Origin of the sequence: Streptomyces sp. TRM70350, assembly GCF_019219825.1 — a bacterium.
Taxonomy (GTDB): domain Bacteria; phylum Actinomycetota; class Actinomycetes; order Streptomycetales; family Streptomycetaceae; genus Streptomyces.
Window position 1 is genome coordinate 278,430 of sequence record NZ_JAHUXH010000003.1, and the last position, 17,887, is coordinate 296,316.

Consider the following 17,887-nt stretch of genomic DNA (forward strand, 5'->3'; position numbering starts at 1 on the left):
GCCGGACATATTCAGCACACGTGGGGGTCCGGACCGGGTAGAACACCCCTGATGACCACCACCCTGCGGCCGACCGAGCCGCTTCAGCGCGCGGCCGACGGGACGCGTTCCCGCCACTACCAGGTGTGCGTGAACAGCCGTCCCGTCGGCGCGATACACCTCGGCACGTCACCTGCCTTCGGCGACTCGGTGGCGCGGATCCTCGACCTGCGCATAGAGGAGCCGGACCGTCGGCGCGGCCGGGGCACGGTCGCCGCGCTCGCCGCGGAGGAGGTGGCGCGCGGCTGGGGCTGCCGGCAGATCGAGGCGGTCGTCCCCGGCGACGCCGAGGCGGGCCTCCGGCTCGCCACGGCACTGGGATACGTCCTGCGCAACCGCGGCATGGAGAAGCACCTCGGCGACACCCCGCCCGAACTGCCCGCGGACCGTCGCGCGCGGCCCATGACCGAGGCCGAGTTCGCGGCATGGCAGGTGCACGAGTCGGAGCAGTACGCGCGCACCTGGATCGAGGCGGGCGTGCCCGAGGCCGAGGCGCATGCCAAGGCGCGACGGGACCACGAGCAGCTTCTGCCGGACGGGGTGGCCACCGCCGACATGTTGTTCAGCGTCCTGGAACAGGAGGGGACGCCGGTGGGCACCCTGTGGCTGGCACTGCAGGAGGACAAGGCCTACGTCTTCGACGTCGAGACCCGGCCGGAACACCGCGGCCGAGGACACGGCCGTACGCTCATGCTGCTGGCCGAGCGTCAGGCGATCGCCGCCGGTCGGCGCGTCCTCCGCCTCAACGTCTTCGCGGGCAACACCCCGGCCGAGCGGCTCTACGAGTCACTCGGGTACGCGACGATGCGGTACACCCTGTACAAGGACCTGCTCTGAGGTCGCGTCTGATGGTCCCAGTCTGAAGGTCACGGACTGAAGATCGCGGGCGTCACTCCTGCTCGGCCAGCAGCCGGTCGGCGATCTCCACGATGCGCTCGCGCAGCCCCTCCTGACTCTTGCCGCCGTCCAGGCGCTCGCCGCCGATCACATACGTCGGAGTGCCGGTCACGCCGATCGCCTTCCCCTCGGCCTGGTCGGCGTCCACGATCAGGATGTGCCGACCGTCGATCAGCGCGGTGTCGAACTCCTCGGCGTCCAGGCCGAGTTCCCGGGCCACCTCGACCAGGAAGGGTTCTCCCTTACGGTCCAGCTCCTCGACCCGTTCCAGCACCGCCTCGACATACGGCCACCCCTGCCCCTGCTCCGCGGCCTCCTCGGCCGCCTGTGCGGCGGCGAAGGCGTGCTGGTGCTTGTCCAGCGGGAAGTGCCGCAGCCGCAGTTCGAGCCGGTCGCCGTACCGGGCGCGCAGGGCACGGAGATCGGCCAGGGCGCTACGGCAGTCCGGGCAGTGGAGTTCGCACCAGACGTCGAGGACGGGCGCGGGGCGGGCGGGGGAGGCGTCGTTCATGGGCCCAGTCTCCCAGCACCGGCGCGCCGGACCCAATCGGCTCCGGTGGCCGTGGGTACGACCCCCATACGCCCCCCGAGTCCTACGCGCCCACCGGCACCTGCGGAGCAGCCGACCCGGAGATGTCCCTGATGTCCGGGCGGGGCATGGCCTGTCGGGGCGCGAGGGGTGCAGGATGGAAGGGGCGAGGCGCCCCGCCCGCCCGAGCCTGCCTGGAGGACCGGATGATTGCCGAGACCGTGTGTTCCGCCGTTGCCGCGGCCGGCCTGGGCATCGCGGCGGTGACGGCGTTCCGCAAGCGTTTCCTCACGGCGGCCCGCATCGCGGCCTACGCGCTGGTCCCGCTCGGCCTGGTGATGACCGGTGTCGTGCAGTGGGCCGCGGACACCGCCTTCAGCCCCGTGGCCTGGGCGGGCTTCGGTGTGCTCGGCGGTGCCTGGCTGCTGTTCGCCACCACACGGGCGGTGGAGCGCCGACGCGGCCGCAAGGGGCGCGCGGTGGGCGCGGCGGCCCAGCACGACCCGGTGGCTCCGCAGGCCTCGGCGCCCTCCCTCGGCCCGGCGTCCCGCCCGACGGCCAGGCCCCGGACCAAGCCGCACGCCGCGTCCGGTACGGATGCCGCGGACGACTTCAGCGACATCGAGGCCATCCTCAAGAAGCACGGCATATGACGTCCGCATGCCGGACTGAAACGACCCAATCCTTGGGATGATCGGAACCTGTCCGGCTCGCGCCACAGACGTGCAGGTGATCACGGAAATCGGCGAAGTCCCGCATCTTCGTGCGTCTTGATCGCGCCGGGGGTGCACCCTGCGCCATCATCGCCGCGAGATGCTGGACACGACACAGAGCGATGCCGCGCCGCCGAAGGACGAGCCGCGCGGGTGCCTCTTCGCCCTTTCCCAGCCACCGCTGATGATCTTCCTTGCGGTGATCGGGTGTCTGCTGCTCATGGCTGCGTTGCACGATCTGTTCCTGCTGTGAGCCGTACGCGCGGTCCCCGGCGCCATCCGCCGGGAACCGCGTCGGCATCGATGTCCCGCTGACCGGCTCAGATGCCGGGGGTCAGCCCGCCGCCTCCTTGCGGCGCGCCCGGTAGGCGGCCACGTGCAGACGGTTTCCGCAGGTGCGGCTGTCGCAGTAACGCCGCGAGCGGTTGCGGGAGAGATCGACGAAGGCGCGTCGGCAGTCGGGGGCCTCGCAGCGCCGCAGCCGCTCACGCTCGCCGGCGACGACGAAGAAGGCCAGCGCCATCCCGCAGTCGGCGGCCAGGTGGTCGGCGACGGAGGCGCCGGGCGCGAAGTAGTGCACGTGCCAGTCGTAGCCGTCGTGGTCCGTGAGGCGGGGCGTGGTGCCGGCGGCGGCGACCAACTCGTTGATCATCCCGGCCGCGGTGCGGACGTCCGGGGCCGCGAAGATCCCGGCGAACCGGCCACGGATCTTGCGCACCGCCGAGAGGTCGAACTCCGAGAGCACCCCGACATCGCTGATCTCGTGCTTTCGTACGAAATCCGCGAGAGCCGCGACGTCCGCCAGCCCGTCCGGCGTCGTCTCGTCCTCCGGTGCGGTGTTCACCAGATCGACCACGGTGTCGAGCGCGCACCGGGTGTCGTGGGTGATCAGCACGTTTCGCTCCCTGGCCTGGGGTGGGCGGGCGCCCGCCGATGCTGGCCGATGGTAGTGGCTCCCGGCGCCGTCCCATCGCCTGCGGCCGCAGCCGCCCGCGCTTGCCCGTAGAACGCGACGGGGGCGTGCTGCGGTTCCCGACGGCCGCAGCGGAGCCGCCACGGCCTCCACAGGGGCGGCCAGGTCCCAGAAGAGCGACCACCCCTCACAGGGGCGCCTGGACCGGACGCATCACGCATACCGGCGCCGCCTCCGCATGGATGCGCGGTGGCGGCGCCGGTGCGTGCCGTATGCGGTTGTCCTGGGCGCCTTGGGGCAGGCCCGGGCCGTCTCCCCGAGTGGACGGCCGGGCAGTTTGGTGTGGGTCTCGCCCTAGCTTTCCGCCAGGATGTGCGAGAGCTCCTGGTCAAGGTCGAAGTGCCGGTGCTCCGTGCCCGGCGGCACGGCGGCGTCGGTTCGCTTCAGGAACGACTCCAGGGCCCGCGCGGGGGCCTCCAGCAGCGCCTCCCCCTCGGGGGAGCTCAGGGCGATGCAGACGACGCCCTGACCATGGCTGCGGGAGGGCCAGACGCGGACGTCGCCGGTTCCTGTGGGCCGGTGAAGCCCCTCGGCGAGGAGGTCGCGGGCGAACACCCACTCGACGGTCTCCTCGGCTCCGGTGTGGAAGGTGGCGTGCACGGCGTAGGGGTCGGCCGTGTCGTACCGCAGGCCTGCGGGGACAGGCAGGGAGGACTCGCTCGACACAACGAGGCGCAGGTGCAGCTCGCAGCTGACCGTGGTGTTCATAAGCGCCAGGGCCTTTCGCTCAGTGTGCGCTCGGGGATTCGCACGTCGGCGAAATCGACATGCCACCTACGGTGCCGTTGTAAACCCCTCTGAGGGTTTTGCGTGCCTTTACGTAACTCTTCCGGCCGAGAACCTGTTCGCCGGGTGCGCCCATTCCGGTGACTGGAATCGTTCAGGTAGGGTTTGGCCGTATGAATACGGGGAGTAGCAAGCCTGGCGAGGTCGCCATGGCTGCGAACGAGACGGGGACGGACGGGGTGCAGAGCGAGCGGGAGCTCGGTTCGAGGGCGCCGGAATTCATCAAGGCGCGACGTCTGCTCCACGTCAGCTGGCAGGTGGGGGTCTTCCTCGTCGGGCTCGGGGTGGTGATCACCGGCATCATCCTGCTGCCGTTGCCGGGTCCGGGCTGGGTGATCATCTTCGGCGGCATGGCGATCTGGGCGACCGAGTTCGTCTGGGCCCAGCTGGTGCTGCGCTGGACCAAGCGCAAGGTCACCGAGGCGGCGCAGCGCGCCCTCGACCCGAAGGTGCGCCGACGCAACATCATCCTGACGACGGTCGGCTGCGTGATCGTGGCCGCGATCGTCGCCTTCTACGTCTGGAAGTTCGGCTTCGCGATGCCGTGGAAGATCGAGGACCAGTGATCGGTGGCGGGGTGCGGCGGTGGCCCACCGTGGTCTCCCACACCCGCTGACATGGGGTAATGTTCTTCCTGCGCCCGGGCGATTAGCTCAGTGGGAGAGCGCTTCGTTCACACCGAAGAGGTCACTGGTTCGAACCCAGTATCGCCCACCCGGAGACGCGGCCCACCTGCGAGACAGCAGGTGGGCCCTTGTCGTGTCCGCTGCCGCCGGGCGTCGTCGTCACCGTGGGTCGCCGCCGCATCCCGTCGACCGGCGGGCCGCTGCCGCGTCGACCGGCCACCCCCCTCCCCGGCGACTTCCGGCCGGGCGGCACCTCGGTACGACAGCCCGCCCGGCGTTCGACCCGGCGGCCGTGCCCCTTTCACCTGCGGCGTCGCCCCGTCTCCCTGGCTGCCCGGCTTCCGCGCCCCGCCCGGACTCCGGTCGCGCGCGCAAGAAATTCCTGTCCGAATCATTGACGCACCACCGGCCCCTTCGTACCTTGTGCCAGCAAGCGCTTACTTGAAACGATTCACGAGCGGTTGGGGAGGGCCCTGCGATGCACGGCGGCGGGAACATGGAGCGGCGGACGGTACTCAAGGCGGCCGGTGTGTCGCTGGCTACGCTGGGGCTGACGGCCGCCGGCTGCGGAGGGGGTGGCAGCGGGTCGGGCGACGGGACGGTCACGATCCGTTACGCCTGGTGGGGTGCGGAGGAGCGGACCAAGAGAATCAACCAGACCATCGCGCTCTTCGAGAAGAAGTACCCGAAGATCAAGGTGGAGACCGACTTCCAGGATTACGTCGCCTTTTGGGAGAAGTTCCAGACCCAGGCGGCCGGTGGAAATCCGCCGGACGTTTTCCAGAACTCCGTAGCGTTTCTGCGGAAGTACGACAAGAGGGGCGTGCTCCTCGACCTCAAGTCCCAGGTGGACGCCGGAAATCTGAGCATGGACAACTTCCGGGCCGGGGTCGAGAAGGTCGGCGAGGTGGACGGAAAGCTGCTCGGCGTTCCGGTCGGATCCAACACGATGTCACTTGTCATCGACGAGAAGGTCTTTGAGAAGGCTGGTATCAAGCCCGAGCAGGGCTGGACCTGGGACGAGTACTTCGCCGCCCTGGAGAAGATCCGCAACACCCAGAAGGTCGCGGGCGACACCGGCTACTTCAGCATCATGTACCTGTACGACCTGTACCTGCGGCAGAACGGCAAGGCGTTCTTCACCGAGGACGGACTCGGTTTCACGGAGGCCGATCTGACGGAGTGGTGGACGGACGGGTACAACCGCGTCAAGGCCGGGATCATCACCGACCCGAAGAAGGTCGAGCAGCTCAAGCCCAAGTCGGCGCTGGCCTCCGGTGACGGGGCGTCCGAGTTCACCTGGGACAACTTCACCGTGCGCTACACCACGGAGGGCGACAGCACCTACGGGCTCGCGCCGATCCCCACGACCGACGGCAAGCAGACCGGCCAGTACCTCTCCTCGCTGATGCTGAGCGCCTCCGCGCGGACCAAGCACCCCAAGGAGGTCGCGCAGTTCATCGACTTCATGGTGCACGATCCCGAGGTCGGCAAGATCATGGGCTACGACCGCGGCATCCTGGCGACCACCGAGCAGTTCGAGGCCTACCAGCCGTCCGACGCCCCACAGCAGGCCATCGCCCAGTACGAGAAGGACGTCGCCGAGGCGGGCGTACTCGGGCCCATCACCCCGCACCCGGCCGGCGCCGACACCGTCGAGGCCGCCTTCCTGCGCATCGCGGGTGACGTGGGCCTGGGCAAGTCGAAGGTCTCCGACGCGGTGAAGCAGTTCTTCTCCGAGGCCGAGACCGCCCTCGCCGCCTGATGGGAACCGCAGTGACGACGCTCGTCAAGGACTCCCCGCCGCAGGCATCGGAGAAGCGCCCCGACGCCCCGGGCGACGCCAAGCGGCGGGGCCGCCGGGAGAATCTCGCCGGCTACCTGTTCATGTCCCCGTGGATCGCCGGATTTCTGCTGCTGACCGCGGGGCCGATGGTCGCCTCGCTGTATTTCGCGTTCACGGACTACAACCTCTTCACCGCGCCGAACTGGGTCGGCTTCGACAACTTTACCAAGATGTTCGAGGACCCCCGCTGGCAGAATTCGGTGGAGGTGACGGCCAAGTACGTCGTCATCGGCACACCGCTGAAACTGCTGCTGGCGCTGGGCGTCGCCCTGCTGCTCGCGCAGAGCCGGCGCGGGCAGGGCTTCTACCGGGCCGCGTTCTACGCCCCCTCGCTGATCGGCGCGAGCGTCTCGGTCGGCTTCGTCTGGCGGGCGCTGTTCTCCGACGACGCCATCGTGGACCGTACCCAGTCGCTGTTCGGCATGGACGTCGGCGGCTGGGTCGGCAACGCGGACTGGATCCTCTACTGCCTGGTCGCCCTCACCGTCTGGCAGTTCGGCGCGCCCATGGTCATCTTCCTCGCCGGGCTCAAGCAGGTGCCGCGCGAGCTGTACGAGGCCGCAGAGGTGGACGGGGCCGGACCGCTCAGGCGGTTCTGGAGCATCACGCTCCCGATGATTTCCCCGGTGCTGTTCTTCAACGTGCTGCTGGAGACCATCCACTCCTTCCAGATCTTCGGCTCGGCGTACGTCGTCTCCAACGCCACCTGCGGACCGGCGGACGCCACGCTCGTCTACACCTGTTACCTGTACCAGAAGGGCTTCAAGGAGGCCCAGATGGGCTTCGCCTCCGCGATGGCCTGGATGCTGCTGCTCGCCGTGGCCCTGGTGACGGCGGTCCTCTTCTGGTCCCAGAAGCGGTGGGTGCACTACGAGGAGGCCGCCCGATGAGCACCACCACGCCCACGACCCGATCCCTCTCCCTGGGCCGCAAGCGCACCGGCTCCCTCGTCTGGCACCTCAGCGCCCTGCTCGTCCTGGCGGTCGTGCTCTATCCGGTCATCTGGGTCATCGGCGCCTCGTTCAAGCCCAGCCGGGAGATCATCGCCAGCCTGGACCTGTTCCCGACGAGTCCCATCCTCGACAACTTCAAGGGTCTGGCCGACGGCATCGCCGACATCTCCATCGCGATCTTCTTCCAGAACTCCCTCTTCTACGCCCTGGGGTCGGTCGCGGGCATCCTGATCTCCTGCTCGCTGACCGCCTACGCCTTCGCCCGGATCAGGTTCGCCGGGCGGAACCTGATGTTCTCCCTCATGATCGGCACTCTGCTGCTGCCGTATCACGTGCTGCTGATCCCGCAGTACGTGATGTTCCAGAAGATGGAGCTGATCAACACCTATGTGCCGCTGCTGATCGGCAAGTTCCTGGCCATCGAGGCGTTCTTCGTCTTCCTCATGGTGCAGTTCATGCGGAACCTGCCGAAGGAGCTGGACGAGGCCGCCCGGATCGACGGGTGCGGGCACCTGCGGATCTACTGGTCGATCGTGCTGCCGCTGTGCCGGCCCGCACTCATCACCAGCGCCATCTTCACCTTCATCAACGCCTGGAACGACTTCATGGGCCCGCTGATCTACCTCAACGAGCCCGGCAAGTACACCGTGTCCCTCGGCATGATGATGTTCCGCGACCAGGAGGGTGTCGCCAACTACGGCGGCATGATCGCGATGTCGCTGGTCGCCCTGCTGCCCGTCCTGCTCTTCTTCCTCGCCTTCCAGCGCTATCTGATCGACGGCATGGCGACGTCGGGTCTGAAGGGTTGATGCGGCCATGGCCGAAGCGCGTGTGAAGGCCCGTCGGGAGTCCGTCTTCGCCGAGCGGTTCGCCGTCTTCGCCGAGTGTCTGCTGACCGGGGTGTGGATCGCGGTCGCCTCCCTGGGTGTGGTCACCTATCCCGCCGCGTTCGCCGCGGGTGCCCGGCATCTGCGCCGACGTACGGCCCACGAGGGCGGCGGCCGGCGGGAGTTCGTCGCCGACTTCCGGGCGGCCGTGCGGCGCGGCTGGCTCGTCGGGGTCGCCGGGTGGGCCGCGGCGATCGCGGTCTGGGTGGACGTACAGGCCGCGCGGGCCGGGATTCCCGGCGGGCCGTTCGTCGGGGCCGTCGGGCTGTGCGCGCTGATCGGGGTCGTCGTCGCCGGGTTGCGGGCGGCGGCGGTCTGGACGCCGGGGGCCTCCTGGCGTGCGCTGCTCGCCGCCGCCGGGCGGCGGACCCTCCGGGACCCCGCCGGGTCCTTCCTGCTCGTCGGCGGACTGGTGGTCGTCGCCTGCTCCGGCTGGTTCATCCCCCCGCTGGCGGTTCCCGTCCTGGGGGCCGTCGCGGCGGCCGCCGTCGCCGTGGAGGAGCGGTACCGGCATCGCTGACCGGCGGTGCACCAGGTCCGGCGCCATCGGCGCCGCGACCCTCCCTGTCATGCCCCTGACCATCCGAAACGCTTCCCGCACGGAAAGGAAAGGCCATGTCCCCCATCCCCCGCAGGTCCGTTCTCAAGGCGGCCGCCGTCGCCGGAGCCGCCGCGCAGTTCAGCTGGGCGCTCGGATCGGCCGCACAGGCCGCACCGGCCGCGCCCAGAGCGGACGACCCCGTGCCCCTGAACTGGCTGGAGGACGGCGGCCTCGGCGCCGCCCCCGGCTCCACCGTCGGCGTCCCCTGGCCCAAGGGCGTCCACCAGGAGGACCAGACCTTCGCGCTCACCGACGAGGACGGCACGGCTGTGCCCGTGCAGTCCTGGCCGCTCGCCTACTGGCCGGACGGCTCCCTCAAGTGGACCGCGCACGCCGTGAGTTCCGGCGGCGCGGGCAAGCTCACCCTCACCCCCGGCGCGCAGCCCACCGCACCCGCCCACAAGGTCACCGTCGACAAGCGCGGCGGCACCATCGACATATCGACCGGCGTCATCACCGCGAAGATCGGCAAGTCCGGCTCCACCCTCGTCAAGTCGGTCACCCGCGGTTCGACGGAGATCGCCAAGAACGGCCGGCTCGTGCTGCTCCGCCAGCCCGAGGTCGAGGACGACGACCAGGGCACCGTGAAGTACGAGCGCTTCGACAGCGCCATCTCCGAGGTCACCGTCGAGCAGGACGGGCCCGTCCGCGCGGTCGTCCGGATCGACGGCAAGCACCGCAAGGGCGGCCGGAGCTGGCTGCCGTTCTCCATCCGCCTCTACTTCTACGCGGGCGCCGAATCCTTCCGCATGATGCACACCATCACGTACGACGGCAAGCAGGAGCCGGGCAAGGCCAGCGGCGACTTCATCCGCGGCATCGGCGTCCGCTTCACCGTGCCGATGCGGGACGCCGCCTACGACCGGCACATCCGCATCGGCGGCGAGGGCACCGGCCTGCTGCGCGAGGCGGTCAAGGGCGTCACCGGGCTGCGCCGCGACCCGGGGGCGGCCGTGCGGACGGCCCAGTTCGAGGGCAGGAAGCTGCCGGACCCGTCGACCTGGGACCAGCGGGTGACGACCCGCCTGCAGTACATCCCCGAGTGGGGCGACTACACCCTCTCGCAGCTGTCCGCCGACGGCTTCACCGTGCGCAAGCGCACCAAGAAGGGCCACGGCTGGATCGGAGCGGGCGGCGGCCGGCGGGCCAGCGGCTTCGGATACGTCGGTGGCGCGAGCGGCGGGTTCGCCTTCGGGCTGCGCGACTTCTGGGAGAAGTTCCCCGCCCAGCTCGACATCCGCGACGCCCACACCGACGAGGCCGAGGTCACCCTCTGGCTCTGGTCGCCCGAGGCGCAGCCCATGGACCTGCGCTTCTACCACGACGGCATGGGCCAGGACACCTACCCCGAGCAGCTCGAAGGCCTCAACATCACCTACGAGGACTACGAACCCGGCTTCGGCACCCCCTACGGCATCGCCCGCACCAGCGAACTCCTCTTCTGGGCCCATGAGTCCACACCCAGCGCCGAGGACATGGCCCGGCAGGTCGAGGCCGTCCGCACCCCGCCCCAACTCGCCGCCCCGCCCCGGCAGCTCATCAACGCGGGCGTCTTCGGCAAGCTGTTCTCCGAACCCGACCGCTCCACGCCCGCCAAGGCGAAGATCGAGGACCACCTCGACTTCCTCTTCACCTACTACAAGGACCAGGTGGAGATGCGCCGTTGGTACGGCTTCTGGGACTACGGCGACATCATGCACTCGTACGATCCCGCCCGCCACCAGTGGTGCTACGACGTCGGCGGCTACGCCTGGGACAACTCCGAGCTCTCACCCGACCTGTGGCTGTGGTTCGCGTACATGCGCTCGGGCCGCGCCGACATCTTCCGCTTCGCCGAGGCCATGACCCGGCACACCGGCGAGGTCGACGTCTACCACATCGGCGAGTGGGCCGGTCTCGGGACGCGTCACGGCGTCCAGCACTACGCCGACAGCGCCAAGCAGCAGCGCATCGCCAACACCACCTACCGGCGCTACTACTACTTCCTCACCGCCGACGAACGCGTCGGCGACCTCATGCACGCGAACGTCGACTCCGACGAGACCTTCCTGGTCCTCGACCCCATCCGCAAGATCCGCACCGAGCCGTACACCCCCGACCGCAACGCCCTGTCCATCGGCTTCGGCACCGACTGGAGCGGCCTGGTCTCCGCCTGGCTCACCGAGTGGGAGCGGCGCGGACCCAAGTGGGAGAAGGCCAAGGCGCGGGTGCTGTCCACGATGGAGACCATCGCCGCCCAGCCCAACGGCTTCGTCCAGGGCAACGCGCTGTACGACCTGGACACCGGCAAGTTCGCCATCGCGGCGGAGCCCAGGGTCGGGGTGTCGCACCTGTCGGCGATGTTCGGCCTGGTCGAGCTGTGCGCCGAGCTGATCGACCAGGTCGACATGCCGAAGTTCAAGGAGGCGTGGCTGGACTACTGCCGCTACTACAACGCCAGCCGGGCCGAACAGTCCGCGCGCTACGGCACCCACTTCGGCAGCCTGCTCCTGTTCCAGGGCCACTCACGCCAGGACGCCTATGCCGCCGTCCAGACCGGCGACGACACGCTGGCGGCCCGCGCGTGGCAGCAGTTCTACAACAGCCGGGACACCTGGGACTACAAGGAGTCCACGGACTGGTCCACGAAGAAGATCGAGGGCCCGACCGCCCTGGTCCCGGGCAGTGAGGCGGCCTGGGTGTCCACCAACGCCACAGCGCTGTACGGGCTGGCGGCGATCCAGAACCTGGCACTGGTGGGCGACAAGATGCCTTCCTAGGAAGCCCGGGAAGAGCGCCGCCGCACGGGCGGCGGCGCTCGTTCAGGAGTGTGGTCCAGGTCACGTCGTACGCCATGAGTACGCGTACTCAGAACGTACTCGGATCGGGCACGGAACTGTCCTCCCATGGGCAGACTGCGCCCATGAACTGGACCCACTACCGCTTCCGCAGCCTGTGGCCCCTGCCCGCCCCGCCCGCCACCGTGTACGGCGTGCTGGAGCGGCCCGAGGAGTATCCGCGCTGGTGGCGACAGGTGCGCGAGGTCGAGGCCAGGGGCGGCGTCCACGGCGTGATCCGGATCCGGTCGCTCCTCCCGTACGACATGACCATCACCGCGCGTGAGGTGCGGCGGGATCCGCGGGCCGGGGTGCTGGAGATCGCGATGTCCGGCGACATCGAGGGCTGGGCGCGCTGGACGGTCACGCCGGCGGGGACCGGATGCCTGGCCCGCTACGACCAGGTGGTGGACGTGAACAAGCCGCTGCTGCGGCGGTTCGCCGTACCCGGGCGGCCGGTCTTCCGGGCCAACCACTGGCTGATGATGCGGGCCGGGCGGCGGGGCCTGCTGGCGTACCTGGGGCGTCTGTCCGAAGCGGTTTGAAGGAAGCGCCGGGGCACCTGTATTGTTCAGTGCGTTCCCGGGCGATTAGCTCAGTGGGAGAGCGCTTCGTTCACACCGAAGAGGTCACTGGTTCGAACCCAGTATCGCCCACCGGGAAAGGCCGGTCCGCCGCAGCGGACCGGCTTTTTTGCACCCTCTACGCCGCCGTCGGCAGCCCCGGACGCAGCGGCCACGCCGGGTCCACCGCCTCCTCGCTGCCACTGCGCGCGAACCACGCCTGCAGGCCGCGTGCCTGCGCCGCGTGCCACACCGCCTGCAGGGTGTGCAGCTCGGCGGGGGAGAGGCGCTCCAGCCGGGACGCGAACCGACGCCCTATGGCCCGTACGAGGTGCAGGGAGGCCAGCGCGTCCGCGGCCGCGTCATGCGCGCCGTCGAGCGGGACGCCGTAGTGCGCGCAGAGGTCGGTGAGCGTACGGCGGCCCTTGCGGTAGCGGTCCAGGTGCTTGTCCAGCACCCGCGGGTCCAGGACGAGCAGCGGCACCGACTCGAACCAGTGGCCCAGCGACGAGGCGCGATGCCGGCGCAGCTCGCGGTCGAGGAGCGTCAGGTCGAACGGCGCGTTCATCACCACCAACGGCCGCCCGGTCCCCGCCTGTTCGGCCAGCTCGGTGGCTATCTCGTGCATCACCGGCGCGGGCCAGCGGCCGTTGCGCGCCAGGTGATCCTCCGTCAGCCCGTGCACCGCCGTCGCCTCGGCGGGCACGGGCACACCCGGGTTCACCAGCCAGTGGTGCACCCGGGGCCGCGTGCCAGGGGCGTCCTGGACGACGAGGGCGGCCGACACGATCCGGTCGGTCTCGACGTCCACGCCCGTTGTCTCCGTGTCGAATGCCGCCAGAGGGCCCTCGTACCAGCACGTCATACGTACACAACTCCTCGTTCACCCACGGCAGCTGACGCACCGTCTTCTGCCCGTTTGGTGATACCCGGGCCGTTTGCGCCGTACGCCGGGAGGAGACAACAGAAGTACGGGTCCGCGCAGTTCAGCGGCGTGTTCCGCGTGCGCGTCCCCGGCGCGGGGACATTTCACTTTGCTTGGAAGGCTGTTGGCCATGGCGATAGCGCAGCCCGAGCGGGGCGGGCTGCTGCCCGAACGCACGGGCCCCCATCGCGGTTCACTCGCCACCACCGCCTGCATGGAGACACTGCAGGTGGGTTATCTGCACGCCGTAGCGGCGGCCGCCGGCTGCTCGCTCTCCCAGCCCTTCCCGGACAACGGCATCGACTGGCACGTCAGCCACAGCGCGCCCGGGCACACGGTCGACGACGAGGTCACCATCAAGGTGCAGCTCAAGGCGACGTACCAGAGAGCGCCCAAACCACCCGGGCGCTTCTTCTCCTTCACGCTCGACAACGACCACCTGGCGAAACTCGCCCGCACCCCGGTCTCGGTGCACAAGATCCTCGTCGTGATGCTCGTCCCGCGGTCGCAGGACGACTGGCTGCGCGCCAGCCACGACCGGCTCGACCTCAGGCACTGCTGCTACTGGGTCAACCTCGCCGGTCACCCCATCACCGGCCGGCACCGGACCAACGTCCGTATACCGACCGCACGCATCTTCGACGACCGGGCGCTGTGCGAGATCATGACGCGGGTCGGGACGGGAGGCAGACCATGACGCACCGCCCGCTCGACGAGCCCCTCAAGCCCGTACGGCCGCACCCGGAAGCCCCCTGGAACCAGCCGCCCGAGCCCGGCCGGGTCGACCCCGCCGTGCTCGGCGCGCTGCTGCACCGGCACGGCTGGCAGCGCCGCGGCGGCGCCGCCGGACGCTACGGCCGCTGGACCCCGCCCGGGCCCGGGGCGAACGGCACCAGCCTGCTCGTGCCGGAGAGCCGGGCCTTCCCCGACAGCGACGACCTGCTCGGCGAGGCGCTCGTCGCCCTCTCCCGCAGCGCCACACCGTCCGCGCGCGAGGTGCTGGTCGGGCTGAGCGTGCCCAGCGACGAGATCCGCTGGTGGCGGGACGTGCCCAGCGGACCGGGCGGGGCGGCGTCCTGGACCGTCGAGGAACAGCTGCGCACCGCCGCCCGGCAGATGCTGCTCGCCGGGGCGCTCGCCACACGCGCGCGTGCGGGCTACTACGGCGCCCGGCACAAGCGCGCCGCCGCCGTGATGCTGCAGAGCGTCCTGGTCGGCGCCGCGACCGGCGGCCGCGGCCTGACCGCCTTCGTGCCCGTCGACCCGGCCCGCCCGCTCGCCGTCCGCCTCCACCAGGCCCTGTACGCAGTCCGCGAGGCCATCGACTACCAGCGCGCCACCGGCGGCATGGACGCCTTCGACGGGGCCGTGGAAGCGGGCGTCAGCCGCGAGCTGACCGAGGCCCTCATCTCCCTGGTGCGGGGTACGGAGGGCGCGCGCATCGCCGTCGGGTGGGCGCCCGCCGCCGGTCCGCCCGAGGGCGGCGCCGCACCCGACGAGGCGGTCGAGTTCTCGCCGGGCGATCTGCCCGTCCTGCGCGAGGCCGGGGCCCGCTATCTGCGCGAGGAGCCGTCCGTGCCGGTGCGCATCACCGGCGAGGTGGTCCGGATGCGCAGGTCGGAGCGGCGCGGCGAGGGGGCCGTACGGCTGCGCGTGCTGGCCGGGGCCGAGATACCGCACGTCCGGCTCACCCTGGACGAGGAGGACTACCGGATCGCCGGGCAGGCCCACCTCGTCGGGCTGCCGGTGCGGGTGCACGGGCGGCTGGAGAGCCGGGGCGGCTTCCGGCGGCTGACGGGCGCCTCCGGGGTCGTACCGGTGCAGGTGGACGACGCGGAGCGGGACCAGCTGATGAAGTCGTTGCAGGAAAACCTCGACTTCTTCGAGGAGGCGTGCAGCGGGGAGGACTGAGGGGTCCGATTTCGCCTGGGGTGGTCCGGGGTCGGTACGATCCCTTAATGCGCGCGCTCTCGGTATGGCGCCGCATCCACCTTCAGTCAGGAGAGACCGGTGTCAGACGTCCGTGTGATCATCCAACGCGATTCCGAGCGGGAAGAGCGCACGGTGACGACGGGCACCACGGCCGCCGACCTCTTCGCCGGCGAGCGCTCGGTCATCGCCGCGCGCGTCGGCGGTGAGCTGAAGGACCTCGCCCACGAGCTCGCCGACGGCGACGAGGTCGAGGGCGTCGAGATCTCCTCCGAGGACGGCCTGAACATCCTGCGCCACTCCACCGCGCACGTCATGGCGCAGGCCGTGCAGGAGCTCTTCCCCGAGGCCAAGCTGGGCATCGGCCCGCCGGTCAAGGACGGCTTCTACTACGACTTCGACGTCGACAAGCCGTTCACGCCCGAGGATCTCAGGGCCATCGAGAAGAAGATGCAGGAGATCCAGAAGCGGGGGCAGAAGTTCGCCCGCCGCGTGGTGACCGACGAGGCCGCCCGCGAGGAGCTGGCGAACGAGCCGTACAAGCTGGAGCTGATCGGCCTCAAGGGCTCGGCCTCGTCCGAGGACGGCGCGGACGTCGAGGTCGGCGCCGGCGAGCTGACGATCTACGACAACCTGGACGCCAAGACCGGCGAGCTGTGCTGGAAGGACCTCTGCCGGGGTCCGCACCTGCCGTCCACCCGGCTCATCCCGGCGTTCAAACTGATGCGCAACGCGGCCGCCTACTGGCGCGGCAGCGAGAAGAACCCGATGCTCCAGCGCATCTACGGCACCGCCTGGCCGTCCAAGGACGAGCTGAAGGCGTACCTGGACTTCCTCGCCGAGGCCGAGAAGCGCGACCACCGCAAGCTGGGCAGCGAGCTGGACCTGTTCTCCATCCCGGAGCAGATCGGCTCCGGCCTCGCCGTCTTCCACCCCAAGGGCGGCATCATCCGCCGGGTCATGGAGGACTACTCGCGGCGCCGCCACGAGGAGGAGGGCTACGAGTTCGTCTACACCCCGCACGCGACGAAGGGGAAGCTCTTCGAGACGTCGGGCCACCTGGACTGGTACGCCGAGGGCATGTACCCGCCCATGCAGCTCGACGAGGGCGTGGACTACTACCTCAAGCCCATGAACTGCCCGATGCACAACCTGATCTTCGACGCGCGCGGCCGGTCCTACCGTGAACTGCCGCTGCGGCTGTTCGAGTTCGGGACCGTGTACCGGTACGAGAAGTCGGGCGTCGTGCACGGCCTGACCCGCGCGCGTGGCTTCACCCAGGACGACGCGCACATCTACTGCACGCGTGAGCAGATGTCCGAGGAGCTGGACAAGACGCTCACCTTCGTCCTCGGTCTGCTGCGCGACTACGGCCTGACCGACTTCTACCTGGAGCTGTCCACCAAGGACCCGGAGAAGTTCGTCGGCTCGGACGAGGCCTGGGAGGAGGCCACCGAGACGCTGCGCCAGGTTGCCGAGAAGCAGGGGCTTCCGCTGGTCCCGGACCCGGGCGGCGCCGCCTTCTACGGGCCGAAGATCTCCGTCCAGACCAAGGACGCCATCGGCCGTACCTGGCAGATGTCGACGATCCAGCTCGACTTCAACCTGCCGGAGCGGTTCGACCTGGAGTACACCGCCGCGGACGGCTCCAAGCAGCGGCCGGTGATGATCCACCGCGCGCTGTTCGGGTCGATCGAGCGGTTCTTCGCGGTGCTGCTGGAGCACTACGCGGGCGCCTTCCCGGCGTGGCTGGCGCCGGTCCAGGCGATCGGCATCCCGATCGGCGACGCGCACGTCGACTACCTGGAGAAGTTCGCCGCGGCGGCGAAGAGGAAGGGCCTGCGGGTCGAGGTCGACTCGTCCTCCGACCGGATGCAGAAGAAGATCCGCAACGCCCAGAAGCAGAAGGTCCCGTTCATGGTCATCGCGGGCGACGAGGACATGTCCAACGGCTCGGTGTCCTTCCGCTACCGGGACGGCTCGCAGGAGAACGGCATCCCGTTCGACGAGGCCATCGCCAAGATCGCGAAGGTCGTCGAGGAGCGGGTGCAGGTCTGACGCGTAGGTGAAAGGCCTCCGGGATGTTCTGTTCAGCTTCCCGGAGGCATTTCGCTGTCCTCGCGGGAGAGCACCTGGATCAGCCACGACGAGAACGACCCGGCGACCGTGCCCAGCAGCGCCAGCCCGCACGCCATGATCCCGACGGCGATGAGCCGGCCCATCGGCGTCACCGGGGCGATGTCGCCGTAGCCGACGGTCGCGAGGGTCGAGCACGTCCACCACACGGCGTCCCCGAAGGTCCGCATGGTCGCGCCGGGCGCCCCCCGCTCATGGTCGTAGACGGAGAGCGCACCGGTGAAGCCGAGCAGTCAGACGCTCAGCCCCGCATAGACGATCACGCGGGCGTACAGCGTGAGCCGCGCCTCGCCGCGCCGCCGCCGTACGGTCTCGTACAGCTTGACGACCCGCACCGGCGGCATCAGCGGCAACAGGACCACCACCGTGTCCAGCCAGTGCGTCGGATACGAAACTCAGGCCCCGCCCGCTGAGCCGCCGGCGCACCGCGTAGTCGGCGGCGAAGAGTGCCCAGGCTGTGAGCATCACGACGAGGCAGACGTCCCACCCGACGGTGGGCAGCCGGTGGGCCAGGACGAGGATCGCGTAGGCGGCGAGGCAGAGCAGTGACGCGAGGCCGAGGGGCAGCTCGGTGCGGCGCTCCGAGCGGGCCTGGAGGCTGTCGTCGTCCATCGGCCCAGCTTGGCCCCGGGTGGTTTCGGCGAGCCCCGGCGACACGCCGCGAACGG

Annotated in this window: 17 protein-coding genes, 2 tRNA genes and 1 pseudogene; 15 read left to right on the top strand and 5 right to left on the bottom strand. The window is 70.0% G+C overall.

What is annotated here, in order from left to right; all coding sequences use genetic code 11:
- Positions 1 to 51: 51 nt before the first annotated feature.
- Positions 52 to 876, top strand: coding sequence for a GNAT family N-acetyltransferase (locus tag KWI83_RS07305; RefSeq protein ID WP_218513451.1), 825 nt, complete (start codon positions 52 to 54; stop codon positions 874 to 876).
- Positions 877 to 928: 52 nt separating this feature from the next.
- Here the strand turns inward: KWI83_RS07305 and KWI83_RS07310 are convergent, their stop codons facing one another.
- The gene (locus tag KWI83_RS07310; protein WP_218513452.1) at positions 929 to 1,447 is read right to left on the bottom strand and encodes a DsbA family protein; all 519 of its coding nucleotides are present in this window, start codon (positions 1,445 to 1,447) and stop codon (positions 929 to 931) included.
- A gap of 224 nt (positions 1,448 to 1,671) precedes the next feature.
- Between KWI83_RS07310 and KWI83_RS07315 the strand changes: the two genes are divergently transcribed.
- Entirely contained in the window at positions 1,672 to 2,118 is a 447-nt protein-coding gene (locus tag KWI83_RS07315; RefSeq protein ID WP_218513453.1) for a hypothetical protein, read from the top strand.
- Positions 2,119 to 2,278: 160 nt separating this feature from the next.
- Complete coding sequence (locus tag KWI83_RS07320) at positions 2,279 to 2,431, top strand: hypothetical protein (protein ID WP_189699665.1); 153 nt, start codon at positions 2,279 to 2,281, stop codon at positions 2,429 to 2,431.
- An 81-nt stretch (positions 2,432 to 2,512) separates the two neighbouring features.
- On the opposite strand, the gene KWI83_RS07325 is transcribed toward KWI83_RS07320, so the two are convergent.
- Entirely contained in the window at positions 2,513 to 3,073 is a 561-nt protein-coding gene (locus KWI83_RS07325; protein ID WP_218513454.1) for a CGNR zinc finger domain-containing protein, read from the bottom strand.
- Positions 3,074 to 3,445: 372 nt separating this feature from the next.
- Complete coding sequence (locus tag KWI83_RS07330) at positions 3,446 to 3,859, bottom strand: SsgA family sporulation/cell division regulator (protein ID WP_004002642.1); 414 nt, start codon at positions 3,857 to 3,859, stop codon at positions 3,446 to 3,448.
- Positions 3,860 to 4,050: 191 nt separating this feature from the next.
- Between KWI83_RS07330 and KWI83_RS07335 the strand changes: the two genes are divergently transcribed.
- From KWI83_RS07335 to KWI83_RS07375, 9 genes are all read left to right on the top strand, one after another.
- The gene (locus KWI83_RS07335; RefSeq protein WP_218513455.1) at positions 4,051 to 4,503 is read left to right on the top strand and encodes a TIGR02611 family protein; all 453 of its coding nucleotides are present in this window, start codon (positions 4,051 to 4,053) and stop codon (positions 4,501 to 4,503) included.
- Positions 4,504 to 4,579: 76 nt separating this feature from the next.
- A tRNA-Val gene (locus KWI83_RS07340) sits at positions 4,580 to 4,651 on the top strand.
- A gap of 390 nt (positions 4,652 to 5,041) precedes the next feature.
- Entirely contained in the window at positions 5,042 to 6,328 is a 1,287-nt protein-coding gene (locus tag KWI83_RS07345) for an ABC transporter substrate-binding protein (RefSeq protein ID WP_218513456.1), read from the top strand.
- Positions 6,328 to 7,299: a carbohydrate ABC transporter permease gene (locus tag KWI83_RS07350; RefSeq protein ID WP_218513457.1), complete on the top strand. Its 972-nt coding sequence runs from the start codon at positions 6,328 to 6,330 to the stop codon at positions 7,297 to 7,299. The genes KWI83_RS07345 and KWI83_RS07350 overlap by 1 nt, the downstream gene beginning before the upstream one ends.
- A complete protein-coding gene (locus KWI83_RS07355) occupies positions 7,296 to 8,171 on the top strand; it encodes a carbohydrate ABC transporter permease (protein ID WP_218513458.1) in 876 nt (291 codons plus the stop codon). Before KWI83_RS07350 ends, KWI83_RS07355 begins: the two co-directional genes overlap by 4 nt.
- Positions 8,172 to 8,178: 7 nt before the next feature.
- Positions 8,179 to 8,769: a hypothetical protein gene (locus KWI83_RS07360; protein WP_218513459.1), complete on the top strand. Its 591-nt coding sequence runs from the start codon at positions 8,179 to 8,181 to the stop codon at positions 8,767 to 8,769.
- 95 nt (positions 8,770 to 8,864) lie between these two features.
- Positions 8,865 to 11,609: a Tat pathway signal sequence domain protein gene (locus KWI83_RS07365; RefSeq protein WP_218513460.1), complete on the top strand. Its 2,745-nt coding sequence runs from the start codon at positions 8,865 to 8,867 to the stop codon at positions 11,607 to 11,609.
- Between the two features lie 143 nt (positions 11,610 to 11,752).
- Positions 11,753 to 12,211 (top strand): SRPBCC family protein, encoded by a 459-nt coding sequence (locus KWI83_RS07370; protein ID WP_218513461.1) that lies wholly within the window; start codon positions 11,753 to 11,755, stop codon positions 12,209 to 12,211.
- A gap of 39 nt (positions 12,212 to 12,250) precedes the next feature.
- A tRNA-Val gene (locus tag KWI83_RS07375) sits at positions 12,251 to 12,322 on the top strand.
- A 46-nt stretch (positions 12,323 to 12,368) separates the two neighbouring features.
- Here KWI83_RS07375 and KWI83_RS07380 read toward each other — a convergent pair.
- Entirely contained in the window at positions 12,369 to 13,094 is a 726-nt protein-coding gene (locus KWI83_RS07380) for a 3'-5' exonuclease (protein ID WP_218513462.1), read from the bottom strand.
- Positions 13,095 to 13,284: 190 nt separating this feature from the next.
- On the opposite strand from KWI83_RS07380, the gene KWI83_RS07385 reads away from it, so the two are divergent.
- The 3 genes from KWI83_RS07385 to thrS all read left to right on the top strand — a co-directional run bounded on the left by KWI83_RS07385 (position 13,285) and on the right by thrS (position 17,141).
- The gene (locus KWI83_RS07385; RefSeq protein WP_218513463.1) at positions 13,285 to 13,851 is read left to right on the top strand and encodes a DUF4365 domain-containing protein; all 567 of its coding nucleotides are present in this window, start codon (positions 13,285 to 13,287) and stop codon (positions 13,849 to 13,851) included.
- Positions 13,848 to 15,065, top strand: coding sequence for a hypothetical protein (locus KWI83_RS07390; protein WP_218513464.1), 1,218 nt, complete (start codon positions 13,848 to 13,850; stop codon positions 15,063 to 15,065). The genes KWI83_RS07385 and KWI83_RS07390 overlap by 4 nt, the downstream gene beginning before the upstream one ends.
- A gap of 99 nt (positions 15,066 to 15,164) precedes the next feature.
- Positions 15,165 to 17,141 carry a threonine--tRNA ligase gene (thrS, locus tag KWI83_RS07395; RefSeq protein WP_218513465.1) on the top strand — a complete coding sequence of 659 codons (1,977 nt, stop codon included), beginning with the start codon at positions 15,165 to 15,167 and terminating at the stop codon, positions 17,139 to 17,141.
- Positions 17,142 to 17,173: 32 nt separating this feature from the next.
- Here the strand turns inward: thrS and KWI83_RS07400 are convergent.
- Positions 17,174 to 17,831: pseudogene (locus KWI83_RS07400) on the bottom strand (potassium channel family protein).
- Between the last annotated feature and the right edge of the window lie 56 nt (positions 17,832 to 17,887).